The sequence below is a fragment of the Gordonia namibiensis NBRC 108229 genome (assembly GCF_000298235.1).
In the GTDB taxonomy this organism is placed as follows: domain Bacteria; phylum Actinomycetota; class Actinomycetes; order Mycobacteriales; family Mycobacteriaceae; genus Gordonia; species Gordonia namibiensis.
Genome location: NZ_BAHE01000006.1, coordinates 169,250 through 181,343 on the forward strand (window position 1 = coordinate 169,250; position 12,094 = coordinate 181,343).

General features: G+C 67.7%; 11 protein-coding genes and 1 tRNA gene. 3 read left to right on the plus strand and 9 right to left on the minus strand.

Going from position 1 to position 12,094, the window contains the following annotated elements; translation table 11 throughout:
* Positions 1 to 59: 59 nt before the first annotated feature.
* Positions 60 to 1,037: a Ppx/GppA family phosphatase gene (locus tag GONAM_RS03050; RefSeq protein WP_174310818.1), complete on the minus strand. Its 978-nt coding sequence runs from the start codon at positions 1,035 to 1,037 to the stop codon at positions 60 to 62.
* Between the two features lie 55 nt (positions 1,038 to 1,092).
* Here GONAM_RS03050 and GONAM_RS03055 point away from each other — a divergent pair, with 55 nt between their 5' ends.
* A complete protein-coding gene (locus GONAM_RS03055; protein WP_006865308.1) occupies positions 1,093 to 1,953 on the plus strand; it encodes a DUF3109 family protein in 861 nt (286 codons plus the stop codon).
* A 30-nt stretch (positions 1,954 to 1,983) separates the two neighbouring features.
* Here the strand turns inward: GONAM_RS03055 and GONAM_RS03060 are convergent, their stop codons facing one another.
* From GONAM_RS03060 to GONAM_RS03075, 4 genes are all read right to left on the minus strand, one after another.
* Positions 1,984 to 2,670, minus strand: a complete 687-nt coding sequence (locus GONAM_RS03060) for a winged helix-turn-helix domain-containing protein (RefSeq protein WP_006865309.1) — start codon at positions 2,668 to 2,670, stop codon at positions 1,984 to 1,986.
* Complete coding sequence (locus GONAM_RS03065) at positions 2,667 to 4,013, minus strand: sensor histidine kinase (RefSeq protein WP_006865310.1); 1,347 nt, start codon at positions 4,011 to 4,013, stop codon at positions 2,667 to 2,669. The genes GONAM_RS03060 and GONAM_RS03065 overlap by 4 nt, the downstream gene beginning before the upstream one ends.
* A 138-nt stretch (positions 4,014 to 4,151) precedes the next feature.
* Complete coding sequence (locus GONAM_RS03070; RefSeq protein WP_006865311.1) at positions 4,152 to 4,472, minus strand: GNAT family N-acetyltransferase; 321 nt, start codon at positions 4,470 to 4,472, stop codon at positions 4,152 to 4,154.
* Positions 4,473 to 4,583: 111 nt separating this feature from the next.
* Positions 4,584 to 5,330, minus strand: coding sequence for a phosphoglyceromutase (locus GONAM_RS03075; RefSeq protein WP_006865312.1), 747 nt, complete (start codon positions 5,328 to 5,330; stop codon positions 4,584 to 4,586).
* Positions 5,331 to 5,442: 112 nt separating this feature from the next.
* Here GONAM_RS03075 and GONAM_RS03080 point away from each other — a divergent pair, with 112 nt between their 5' ends.
* Positions 5,443 to 6,891: an APC family permease gene (locus GONAM_RS03080; RefSeq protein ID WP_006865313.1), complete on the plus strand. Its 1,449-nt coding sequence runs from the start codon at positions 5,443 to 5,445 to the stop codon at positions 6,889 to 6,891.
* A gap of 67 nt (positions 6,892 to 6,958) precedes the next feature.
* On the opposite strand, the gene GONAM_RS03085 is transcribed toward GONAM_RS03080, so the two are convergent.
* The 4 genes from GONAM_RS03085 to mshA all read right to left on the minus strand — a co-directional run bounded on the left by GONAM_RS03085 (position 6,959) and on the right by mshA (position 10,977).
* Positions 6,959 to 7,035: transfer RNA gene (locus GONAM_RS03085), tRNA-Met, on the minus strand.
* Between the two features lie 80 nt (positions 7,036 to 7,115).
* The gene (locus GONAM_RS03090) at positions 7,116 to 8,723 is read right to left on the minus strand and encodes a 4-coumarate--CoA ligase family protein (protein ID WP_006865314.1); all 1,608 of its coding nucleotides are present in this window, start codon (positions 8,721 to 8,723) and stop codon (positions 7,116 to 7,118) included.
* Between the two features lie 241 nt (positions 8,724 to 8,964).
* A complete protein-coding gene (locus tag GONAM_RS03095; RefSeq protein WP_006865315.1) occupies positions 8,965 to 9,573 on the minus strand; it encodes a type III secretion system chaperone family protein in 609 nt (202 codons plus the stop codon).
* Between the two features lie 36 nt (positions 9,574 to 9,609).
* Entirely contained in the window at positions 9,610 to 10,977 is a 1,368-nt protein-coding gene (gene mshA, locus GONAM_RS03100) for a D-inositol-3-phosphate glycosyltransferase (RefSeq protein WP_006865316.1), read from the minus strand.
* Positions 10,978 to 11,125: 148 nt separating this feature from the next.
* On the opposite strand from mshA, the gene GONAM_RS03105 reads away from it, so the two are divergent.
* On the plus strand, positions 11,126 to 12,094 hold the full coding sequence (locus GONAM_RS03105) for a metal ABC transporter solute-binding protein, Zn/Mn family (RefSeq protein ID WP_006865317.1): 969 nt from the start codon (positions 11,126 to 11,128) through the stop codon (positions 12,092 to 12,094).

The following is a 12,094-nucleotide window of genomic DNA, read 5'->3' on the forward strand; positions in this document are numbered from 1 at the left end:
GTGGACGCACCGTCGACCGTCTCCCCCATCCCGCGTGCCCGTGGGCATCGCAGACCGGATCAGCCGACGCCGCCCCGGGCGCCAGTCGTCTGTGAGGGCTCGAACGAGTCGGCTGGTTCCGCATCGAGTCGACGCAAGATCACACCCTCCCGCAGAGCCCACGGACAGATTTCCAGTGTATCGACTCGGAGGGCCCGCATAGCCGCCTCCGCCACGAGCGCGCCGGCGACCAGCTGACCGGCACGATCGGCACTCACGCCCTCCAGTTCGGCGCGGTCGGAGCGGGTCATGCGGGAGATGAAGGAGATGAGCTGACGGAGTCCGCTCGTCGTCAACTCGCGCCGGACTCGGGGTCCCGCGCTCGACGGGGCCGCGCCGGTGAGGCGGGCGAGGCTGCGGAAGGTCTTCGAGGTGCCGACACACAGGTCGGGTGCACCGGGCGCGAGGAGCTCCTTGGCGGGGGCGCGCATCTCCGCGTCGAGCCAGTCCCGCAGGACACCGATCCGACGCCGGTCCGGCGGGTCGTCGGGCAACCACTCACGGGTGAGTCGTCCGGCACCGAGCGGCAGCGACAGCGCCACGTCGGGCTCCTCGTCGACGCCGTTGGACATCTCCAGTGAACCGCCACCGATGTCGAGGGCGAGGATGCGGCCCGCGCTCCAGCCGCGCCAGCGTCGGACGGCGAGCGACGTCAGACGCGCCTCATCCCGGCCGGACAGGACCGCGATGCGCACGCCGGTGCGCTTCTCCACCTCATCGAGGAGATCGTCGGAGTTGGTGGCGTCCCGGACCGCCGAGGTGGCGAACGCCATGATCTGCTCGCACCCGGAGGTCGCCGCGATGTGGGTGAACTCGTCGACGGAATCGATCAGCTTCGACACCGCCTTGTCACTCATCCGGCCGTCGGCGTCGATCTGTTCGGCCAGACGCAGGACCGCTTTGGTCGAACTCATGGGCGTCGGGTGGCCGCCGCGATGGGCGTCCACCACCAGGAGATGGACAGTGTTGCTGCCCACGTCCAGAACTCCTAAGCGCACGGGTCAACGGTAGTGCAGCCGCCGTGTCGGCACGATCCCGGCTACCGTTGTAGTCGTGACCGCAATCTCGCCGTCCGCGCCACGAATCACGCCCGCCCCGGAGGTCGAACTCGACTTTCCGCGTGAATGGTACGAATTCGTCGATCCGGCCGATCCCGAACACTTCATCAGAGCCGACCTCACCTGGCTGCTGTCGCACTGGACGTGCGTCTTCGGCACCCCGGCCTGCCAGGGCATCCTGCCCGGACGCGAGACCGACGGTTGCTGCAGTCACGGCGCCTACCTGTCCGACTCCGACGATCGGGAACGCCTCGCCCACGGCGTCTCGATGCTCACCCCGGAGGACTGGCAGTTCTACAAGAAGGGCTCGGGCAAGAACCCGCTCGGCCCCAAGGGATATCTCGAGGAGGGCGACCTCGACGACGAGCCGGCGCTCAAGACGCGACTTCACAAGGGCGCGTGCATTTTTCTCAACCGGCCGGGTTTCGAGGGCGGCGTCGGATGCGCGCTGCACTCGATGGCCCTGCGCAAGGGACTCGAGCCGCTGACCGTGAAGCCAGACGTGTGCTGGCAGTTGCCGGTGCGGCGTGAGCAGGACTGGGTGGAACGTCCCGACGGCACCCAGATCCTGCAGACGACGATCACCGAGTTCGACCGCCGCGGCTGGGGCGAGGGCGGCCACGATCTCAAGTGGTATTGCTCGGGATCCCCCGACGCCCACGTCGGCGCGAAACAGGTGTGGGAGTCCTACGCGCCCGAGCTGACCGAGCTCCTCGGCGCCCCGGCCTACGAGGCCCTCGCCGCCGCCTGCCGGCGTCGTAAGGGGTTGGGGCTCATCGCCGTCCACCCGGCGACCACGGCCGCGACCGCCCGCCGCGAGACCGACGTCAAATACGAGCTGCAGCCTCCGGAGTGACCCGGGTGCGCGGGAGACCGCGCACCCGTTTCAGGCCTCGAGCTTGTATCCGAGGCCGCGGACGGTGATGAGGTGCTTCGGGTTGCCCGGGTCGGGCTCGATCTTGGAGCGCAGCCGTTTGACGTGCACGTCGAGGGTCTTGGTGTCGCCGACATAGTCCGCGCCCCAGACCCGGTCGATGAGCTGCCCGCGGGTCAGGACACGGCCGGCGTTGCGCAGGAGATACTCGAGGAGGTCGAACTCCTTGAGCGGCAACGTGATCGACTCACCGTTGGCCGACACGGTGTGTCGCTCGACGTCCATCCGGACCGGGCCCGCCTCGAGAACACCGAGATCGAGGTCGTCCTCGCCGGCATCCGCGCCGCGTCGCAGGACCGCCCGGATACGCGCGATGAGCTCGCGCGCCGAATACGGCTTCGTCACATAGTCGTCGGCGCCGAGTTCCAGTCCGACGACCTTGTCGATCTCGGCGTCGCGGGCCGTCACCATGATCACCGGCACGTTCGACCGGGCACGCAGGGCCTTGCAGATCTCCGTCCCCGACATCCCGGGGAGCATCAGGTCGAGGAGGACGATGTCGGGGCTCACGCGGTCGAAGGCGGGCAACGCCTGGGCACCGTCGTTGACGATGCTTGCCTCGAACCCCTCCTTGCGCAACAGGAAGGCCAGCGGATCGGCCAGCGATTCCTCGTCCTCGACGATCAGCACGTGGGTCAACTCTCGGATTCCTTGTCGTCAGCGGACCAGCCCACGTCGGACAGGTCCTCGGGGATGCACAGCGTGAACGTGGAGCCGGTACCCGGTTCGCTCCACAGCTTGATCGTGCCGCCGTGATTGGCGGCCACGTGTTTGACGATCGCCAGGCCCAGACCGGTGCCACCGGTCATCCGCGACCTCGCCTGGTCGACGCGGAAGAAGCGCTCGAAGACACGCTGCTGGTCTGCGCGGGCGATCCCGATGCCGCGGTCGGTGACGGCGATCGCCACCATCGGACGTCCGGCGTCGGTGATGATGCGGCGACTGACCGAGACGACCGTGTTCGACGGCGAGTAGGCGATGGCGTTGGAGATCAGATTGCTCAGGGCCGTCATGAGCAGCACACGGTCGCCAGAGATCGTCGCGCCGAGCGGTTCGTCGGACCGTAGCTCGATGGACGCCGCCTCGGCCGTCAGCGTCGCCGCGGCGAGAGCGTCGTCGACCAGCTCGTCGACGTCGATCCGGGTGAACTCGGGGGTGTCGCCGTCCTGCAGCCGGGACAGCGCGAGCAGCTCGCTCACCAGCCTGCCCATCCGTTGGGTCTCCCCCACCACCCGCTGGCCGAAGTGCTGGACCGACTCGATGTCGTCGGAGGATTCCAGGAGGGCCTCGGCGAGCAGGCCGATCGCGCCGACCGGCGTCTTGAGTTCATGCGACACGTTCGCCACGAAGTCGCGGCGGGTGGCCTCGAGGCGCTTGTGTTCGGTGTCGTCGAGGCCGTAGACGACGGCGTACCGCTCATCGTCCTGCGCCACCACCTTGGCCAGGCAGCGCACATGTTCGACGGTGGGCCGCGGGGTGCGGCCGGTGGAGACGAAGCCGAGGGTCGAGGTCGGCGGGCTGAACTCGAAATGTTGCTCGACGGCGGTGTCGAGGACGTCCTTCACCGCATCCCAGACGGGGTCGGCGAGCAGCATCTCGCGGACGATGCCCAGTTCGACCGCCCGGTGGTTGAACATCACGACGTCGCGGAACTCGTCGACCACGGCGACAGCGGTCGTCGAGTTGCGGACGACCATGCTCAGCAGGCCGGCCTTGGTCATCCGGCCGTCGGCGGTCGTCGACGTGACATCGGAATCGCGGATCTCGGCCGAGGCGGGCACCACCCTCGGGACCTGTGCGCGATCGGTGGCCGGGACGGGCAGGACGGCGTCGGATCGTGGGGACGTGTGTGCGCGGCCGAACCAGGAATCGAGGGCGAGGCGTCGGGGCGACCCGGGGGCGCCGAGACGACGACCCAGCATGACTCCGAGGACGAGCGCGAGCACGAACGCGATCGTCGCGGCTGAGATTGCGGCGGCCACGGGCCCAGCTTACGGCGGAACCAACGCGAGCTGCACAGATGTCGCAGCTGTTCGGCAGCTGTTCACGTGCCGTTCGCCGAAGACCCGACGACCGCTGCACCGCACCGTCGGCGGATGGAGCTCACGCGGCCGGGCGGGTCACTGAGGGACCGGCACCGCCATGTCGGCGAACTCCGGATGGCGCTCGATGAAACGCTGCACGTACGAGCAGACCGGCACGACCTGCTTGCCACTCGCCCGGATGTCCTCGAGGACGAACCGAACCAGTTGTCCCGCATAGCCGTGCCCACTGTATTGCTCACGGACCACCGTGTGGGTGAGCACGACCTGGTAGGGCTCGGAGACATAGTCGAGGTACCCGACCACCTCGTCCTCGCCGAAGGAATCAGAGACGAGAATCGCCTCATACCGTTCCTGAGCAGGTGAATGATCGATCCGAAGGGTGCCCACATCCGCCATAGCGTCTAATGTAGCGCGCGTCACACCAAAGAAGCTATGACGATTGTGTTACGCGCTCGCCGCCCGGCGTTTCCGGGCGGCGAGCGCGCGTGTCGAAGCTGTTTTCGTCGACTACTTCTGGCCCTGGGCCGCCACCGCGGCCGCGCCGGCCGCAGCCGCCTCGGGGTCGAGGTAGGTGCCGCCCGGGTTCAGGGGCTTGAGGTTCTCGTCGAGGTCGTAGCGCAGCGGGTTGCCGGTGGGGATGTTCAGGCCCGCGATGTCCTCGTCGGAGATGCCGTCGAGGTGCTTGACGAGCGCCCGGAGCGAGTTGCCGTGTGCCGCGACGAGCACGGTCTTTCCGGCCTTGATGTCGGCGGCGATCGTCTCGGTGAAGTACGGGATCATCCGGGCCACGACGTCCTTGAGGCACTCGGTCAGCGGCACCTCGTCGAGGTCGGCATACCGCGGGTCGCCGACCTGGCTGTACTCGGCGTCGGGCTCGATGGCCGGCGGCGGGGTGTCGTAGCTGCGACGCCACAGCATGAACTGCTCCTGGCCGTACTTCTCCAGTGTGTCGGCCTTGTTGAGACCCTGGAGCACACCGTAGTGACGCTCGTTGAGACGCCAGTCGCGGACCACCGGGATCCAGTGGCGGTCGGCGGTGTCGAGAGCGATCTGCGCCGTCGAGATGGCGCGGCGCAGAAGCGAGGTGTAGAGGACGTCGGGCAGCAGATCGTGCTCGACGAGCAGTTCACCGGCCCGCACGGCCTCAGCCTTGCCCTTGTCCGTGAGCGCCACATCCACCCATCCGGTGAACTGGTTGGACGCATTCCATTCGCTCTCGCCGTGACGCATCAAGATCAGGGTGCCGTTGCTCATGGGCGATAGTTTCGCACAGTCGCACCGAGGCCTCTTCTCACCGTCCGGCCATTTGGTGGTCATCGCCGCAATTCGCCCGGCGACCACCACTTCCGAGGTCTAGCGTTATCGCATGGCAGCCAGCACAAACGCCGGCGAGACCGGCAAGAACGCGGAGCAGCAGCCCGAGCTCAAACGCGTACTGGGCTGGAAGCTGCTGCTCCTGTTCATCATCGGCGACATCCTGGGCACCGGCGTCTACGCGCTGACCGGCCAGGTGGCGGGCGAGGTCGGGGGCGCGGCGTGGCTGCCGTTCCTCATCGCCTTCTCGGTCGCGACGCTCACCGCGTTCTCCTACCTCGAACTGGTGACGAAGTATCCACAGGCCGCCGGGGCAGCGCTCTACGTGCACAAGGCTTTCGGCATCCACATCGTCACGTTCATCGTGTTGTTCACGGTGATGTGCTCGGGCATCACGTCCGCGACGACGGCCTCCCGCGCGTTCGCGGTGAACATGCTGACCGCGTTCAGCGGCGGAGAGTCCCCTGACGCCACCGATCCCGCGCTGTTCGCGGTGGCCGTCGGATTCCTCCTGCTCGTCATGTTCATCAACTTCCGCGGCGTCGCCGAGGGCGTCGGCACCAACGTCGTCCTGACCCTCGTGGAATTGACCGGTCTGCTGCTCGTGCTGTTCATCGGCTACTGGTTCATCGTCGGCGGCAACGCCGAACACTGGGATGCGGTGGTGGCCTTCGAGAGTCCTGACGACAAGAACGTCTTCATCGCCGTCACGGCGGCGACCTCGCTGGCGTTCTTCGCGCTCGTCGGCTTCGAGGACTCGGTGAACATGGCCGAGGAGTGCAAGGAGCCGACCCGCATCTTCCCGAAGGTCATGCTGAGTGGTCTCGGCATGACGGCCGCCGTCTACGTCCTCATCGCCATCTGCGCGGTGGCGATCGTGCCGGTGGGCGTGCTGTCCGAGAGCGAGACCCCGCTCGTCGACGTCGTGCAGACCGCGGCGCCCGACTTCCCGATGTCGGACCTGCTGCCGTGGATCTCGATGTTCGCAGTCGCCAACACCGCTCTCATCAACATGATGATGGCGAGTCGCCTGCTCTACGGCATGGCGAAACGAGGCGTGTTGCCCAAGTTCCTGTCGTATGTGCACCCCGGTCGCCGGACCCCGTTCGCGGCCATCGTCTTCACCACGGTCATCGCCCTGTTGCTGCTCACCTACGTGAGTGCCGATCCGAAGAGCTCCATCGTCGGACTCCTCGGCGGCACCACCGCACTGCTGCTGCTCGCGGTGTTCACGGTGGTCAACGTGTCGGTGCTGGTCCTCCGGCGAGACAAAGTGGAGCACAACCACTTCCGCACCAAGACGCCGATCGCCGTACTCGGTGCCGTCACGTGCGGGTACCTCACCCTGCCGGTCACCGGCCGCGATCCCGAGCAGTACGTGATCGCCGGTTGGCTGTTGCTCCTCGGCGTGCTCCTGTGGGCGGTCACGTACTGGTGGCACCGACGATCCGGTGACCATGCGATCAGCTACGACGAGGTGCCGCCGCATCAGATGCACTGACGTCGCTCGAAGAGGAGCCGGAAATGAATCGACCCCCACCGGGTGATCACCTGGTGGGGGTCGTTTCTGGTAGCGGGGACAGGATTTGAACCTGCGACCTCTGGGTTATGAGCCCAGCGAGCTACCGAGCTGCTCCACCCCGCGTTGCAAGGAGCAACACTATCCGCGGGGTGCGGCCTGCACCAAATCGGCAGCTCGGGCGGGCCTTTGTCCGGTGGCCGGACCTACTTGCGCAGGTCCTTGCGCAGGATCTTGCCCGACGCCGACTTCGGGATCGCCTCGATGAACTCCACCGCACGAACCTTCTTGTGCGGGGCCACCTTCGACGCCACGAACTCCATCACCTCGTCCTCGGTCAGCTCGGCCTCGGGCTGCTTGACGACAAATGCCTTGGGGATCTCCTCCCCCGACTCCGCATCGATCGCCCCGACCACCGCCGCGTCGGCGATCTTGTCGTGGGTCAGCAGCAACGCCTCCAACTCCGCCGGCGGCACCTGGTAGCCCTTGTACTTGATGAGCTCCTTGAGCCGGTCGACGATGTAGACGCAGCCCGTCGGGTCGACCTGAGCGAGGTCGCCGGTGTGCAGGAACCCGTCGGCGTCGATGGTGTCGGCTGTCGCCTGGTCGTTGTTGAGGTAGCCGAGCATCACGTTCGGACCCTGCACCCACAACTCGCCCGGCTCGGAGAGCCCTTCCTGCGGCAGCGGTAGGTCCTCACCCGTGGCGGGATCGACGATCTTGTTCACCGTGTTCGGCACCGGCCAACCCGTCGACGACAGCGGCGGATCCTCACGCCCCAGCGTGGCCTGGGTGTCGAAGGGGATGATGTGGGACACCGGGGACAGCTCGCTCATGCCGTAGCCCTGCAGCATGTGCAGATCCAGACGCTTGGCCACGGCCTGGCCCAGCTCGTCGTCGAGCGGGGCCGCACCCGACATCATCGTGTGCAGCGAGGACAGGTCGTAGTTGTCCACGATCGGATGCTTCGCGAGCGCCACCGCGACCGGCGGCGCGATGTAGGCCATCGTCACCTTGTGGTTCTGGATGTTCTCCAGGAACTCCACCAGGTCGAAGCGCGGCATGATGACCAGCGACCCACGGGCCGCGAGGGCGGCGTTGAGCAGCACGGTCATGCCGTAGATGTGGAAGAACGGCAACACCGCGATCACCACGTCGTCGGCGGTCATGCCCTGCAGCGGACGCAGCTGGGCGACGTTGGCCACGAGGTTGCGGTGAGACAGCGCCACACCCTTGGGGTTTCCGGTGGTACCCGAGCTGTACGGCAGCACCGCGACGTGGGTCTTCGGGTCGAAGGAGACCTCCGGCGCAGGCAGATTCGGCCCCAGCAGGTCGATCGCGTTCGGATGGCCGGAGGCATCCTGGCCCTCACCGTCGAGGACGATCAGGCTTTCCGCCGGCAGCCCCACCTCGTCGGCGGCCGCCTTCGCCTGCTCGAACATCGGCGAGATCGTGACCAGCATCTTGGCGCCCGAATCCCGCAGCTGCTTGGCGATCTCGTTCGCGGTGAACAGCGCGTTGATCGTCGTCGCCGTCGCGCCCGCGCGCAGGATGCCGTGGAAGACCGTCGCGAACGCCGGGATGTTCGGCGAGAGGATGCCCACCACGTCCCCGACGCCGATCCCCCGCGACGCCAGAGCCCCGGCCGCGGCCTCGATCTGACCGACCAGTTGGCCGTAGGTGGTCGTCGAACCCGACTTCGGGTCCACCAGGGCGATCCGCTCGCGGTCCTCGTCCGCGACCGACCCGAACAGGTAGTCGAAGACACTCACGTCGGGGATCTCGACGTCGGGGAAAGGACTCGTGAAGCTCATGGCACCTCCGGTGATGGGTCGGTTTTGCCCGCCTACCGTATCAACACTCGTTGACACGGTGTGACCTGGACCTCTCCATCCAACCAAATCTCCCCGGCCGCGTGGGGCACCACCTACGAGAACGGCCCCGAACGACCGAAGCGCAGCGCCGATACCCTCACCGCTTGAGTACGCGAGGAGCTTGCGACGAGGCGTGTCGAAACCCGATGCCGCTCTCCCGGCGATTACCGGGTGCCGCTTCTCAGTCGTCGGACGCAGGCTCGTCGCTGGAGGTCTGCGCTCCCTCGACCACGGACTCGCCTGGGACGTACCGTCCTTCCAGCGGGGCGCCGGCCTCGGGCAGCGCCTCCTTGTCGATGAGGTGCTCGAAAGCCAGGAGATTGCGCAAGGATTCACCGCGCGAGACGCGCCACGCCCACTCGCGCTGGATCGAGGAGAGGAAGCCGAGTTCGAGCAGGGTGTTGAAGTCGCCGTCGGCGGCCTCGAGGACCTGCCCGAGGACGCGGTCGAGTTCGTCGGAGCCGAGCGCGTCGGCCGAGATCCGGCCGACGAGATAGATGTCGCCGGTGTTGTCGATGGTGTAGGCGACGCCGTACAGCCGACGGTTCCGCTTGAGCAGGTATCGGTAGACGCCGGCGTGGTTCTCGTCGGGTCGGCGGCACACGAAGGCCTCGACCCTGACCCCGTGTTCGCTGGCGGTGAGCAGGACCGTCGTCTTGAGCTTCTGCTCGCCCGGGAGTTCCAGGATGACGTGGTCGACGTCGGCTCCACCACCACCCTTGCGCGAGTAGGCGATCTCGTTCTCGGTCAGTGTGTTCTCGAGCAGGTCGACGACCTCGGTGCGACTCACGACATCCTCTCGGTGGGAACGGGTACTGCGAGACCCTCAGGCGGTCACCCGATTGCGCCGCCGACGCCAGCGTCGGCGAGCCCGGGCGGGGCCGCCCGGTGTCTGTGCCGCCGCCTGCTCGGCATCCTTCTGCGCCGCTTCGGTTTGGGCGGCGAAGGACTCCATCGCCCGGCGGTAGCTCTCGATGAGCTGGTCGACGGTGTGCTCCCAGGAGAACTTCTCGGCGTGCCGGCGGGCGTTGCGGCCGAGTTCGGCCAGGCGATCGGGTTGCGCCAGAAGCTTTTCCAGAGCGTTCGTCCAGTCGCCGGGTACATGACCGTTGACGAGCACACCGGTGCGGCCGTTGTCGACGGCGACGCCGAGACCGCCGACGTTGGCGGCGATGACCGGCGTCCCGCAGGCCTGTGCCTCGATGGCCACGAGACCGAAACTCTCGGAATGGCTGGGCACCGCAACCAGGTCCGATGCGCGGTACACCTGGACGAGACGATCCGACGGTTGCGGCGGGAGGAAGGTGACGGACTCCGAGATCCCCAGCCCGGCAACCTGATCCATGAGCGCGGTGGGGCGCTGTAGACCGGAACCCGACGGCCCGCCGACGATCAGGAGCCGCAGCTTGCGCCCGGACGCGACGGCGTCCTTCATCAGCGGCGCCATCGCGGCGACCAGGAGGTCGGGAGCCTTGAGCGGCTGGATCCGTCCCACGAACGTCACGATCGTCTCGTCGGGATCGAGACCGAGGATCGACCTGGCCTCGGCCGACGAGCCGGGCGTGTAACACTCGAGGTCGGCACCCGGCGTCACCACGTCGATACGGTCGGCATCGGCGTCGTACATCGAGAGTAGTTCTGCCGCTTCGGTTTCGGTGTTCGCGACCAGCCGGTCGGCCTCACCCACCACCTGTTGCTCGCCGATGACGCGCAGCTGCGGCTCGGCGGTGTCCCCCTCGGCCAGGGCGGCGTTCTTCACCGCGGCGAGGGTGTGGGCGGTGTGGACCAGCGGCACACCCCAGCGGTCGCGCGCGAGCCAGCCGACCTGCCCCGACAGCCAATAGTGGGAGTGGATCACGTCGTAGTGACCCGGCGCCTGCGCCGCCTCGGCCCGCAGGACGCCCGCGGTGAACGCACAGAGCTGGGCGGGGAGGTCTCGCTTGTCGAGACCCTCGAACGGGCCGGCGATGACGTGGCGGACGGTCACACCCGGCGCCGCCGCGACCGACGGCGCATCGGACGACGAGGTCGCCCGGGTGAAGATCTCGACCTCGATGCCGCGTCGGGCCAGCCGGATCGCCGTCTGCCAGACGTAGACGTTCATCCCGCCCGCGTCGCCGGTACCCGGTTGCGCCAACGGCGAGGTGTGCACGGAGATCAGCGCAACACGCCGCGGCAACGGGCTCGAGGTCATGGTCTCCACCTTAGAGAAATGGCGCCGACGGTGACGCGCGCCCTCTGCTTCGACCAGCGCACACCACAGATCGCCGACGGCTTCGCGTCCGGCCCGGCCATCCCCTACACTGTTTTCGGTAACGATTGTCATTTGCGTAAAGGGTGTCATGAGGAAAACGCTTCTGGCCGCGGCCGGAGCCCTGTCCGCGGCCGTGCTGGTGCTGGCCGGCTGCTCGAGCGACTCCGGAAACGGGGACGGCACCCCGACCGTGGTCACGTCGACCAACGTCTGGGGCGCGGTCGCCTCGGCCGTCGCCGGCGACAATGCGACCGTCACCTCCGTCTACTCCAGCACCGAGGGCGATCCCCACGAGTTCGAGCCGTCCGCCGCCGACACCGCGACGATCGCCGACGCCGACATCCTCGTCATGAACGGCGGCCACTACGACGCCTATATGGAACAGGCCGCCGAGTCCTCGGGCGCGACCGTCGTCGACGCCTACGCCCTCACCCGCAGCGACGACCACGACGCGCACGATCACGACGCCGACGATCACAGCGCGGACGCCCAGGCAGATCACGCCGAGCACGACCACGGCGACGAGAACGAGCACGTCTTCTACGATCTGCCCGTCGTCGCCGAGGTCGCCGACAAGATCGCCGACGCCCTCGCCGAGCAGGACCCGGAAAATGCGGAGACCTACCGCTCGAACGCCGCGACCTTCACCGGCGGGATCGACGAACTCCGGACCGAGGTCGCCGGTATCCGCAAGGCGCACGACGGCACGAAGGTGGCCCAGACCGAGCCACTCGCGGGATACCTGCTCACCGAGGCCGGCCTGATCGACGCGGCTCCCGCCGGGTTCACCCAGGCCGTCGAGGAGGGGCAGTCGCCGTCCGCCGCGGACCGCGCCGCCATGCAGGACCTGCTCGCCTCCCGCGGCGCCGCCGTCCTGATCTACAACGTGCAGGCCATCGACCCGGTGACGCAGGCGATGCTCGACGTCGCGAAGTCCGCGAAGGTGCCCGTGGTCGAGTTCACCGAGACCCTCCCGGAAGGCGTCACCGACTACCTCGTCTGGCAGCGCGCACAGATCGACGCGCTCGCGGCAGCCCTCGACGCCGAGAAGAAGTGA

What these genes read in the sequence shown, in the direction of transcription:
- GONAM_RS03070 (WP_006865311.1), bottom strand. Translation starts at nt 4,472, where the DNA reads ATGGCGGATGTGGGCACCCTTCGGATCGATCATTCACCTGCTCAGGAA.
- GONAM_RS03075 (WP_006865312.1), bottom strand. Translation starts at nt 5,330, where the DNA reads ATGAGCAACGGCACCCTGATCTTGATGCGTCACGGCGAGAGCGAATGG.
- GONAM_RS03080 (WP_006865313.1), top strand. Translation starts at nt 5,443, where the DNA reads ATGGCAGCCAGCACAAACGCCGGCGAGACCGGCAAGAACGCGGAGCAG.
- GONAM_RS03090 (WP_006865314.1), bottom strand. Translation starts at nt 8,723, where the DNA reads ATGAGCTTCACGAGTCCTTTCCCCGACGTCGAGATCCCCGACGTGAGT.
- mshA (WP_006865316.1), bottom strand. Translation starts at nt 10,977, where the DNA reads ATGACCTCGAGCCCGTTGCCGCGGCGTGTTGCGCTGATCTCCGTGCAC.
- GONAM_RS03105 (WP_006865317.1), top strand. Translation starts at nt 11,126, where the DNA reads ATGAGGAAAACGCTTCTGGCCGCGGCCGGAGCCCTGTCCGCGGCCGTG.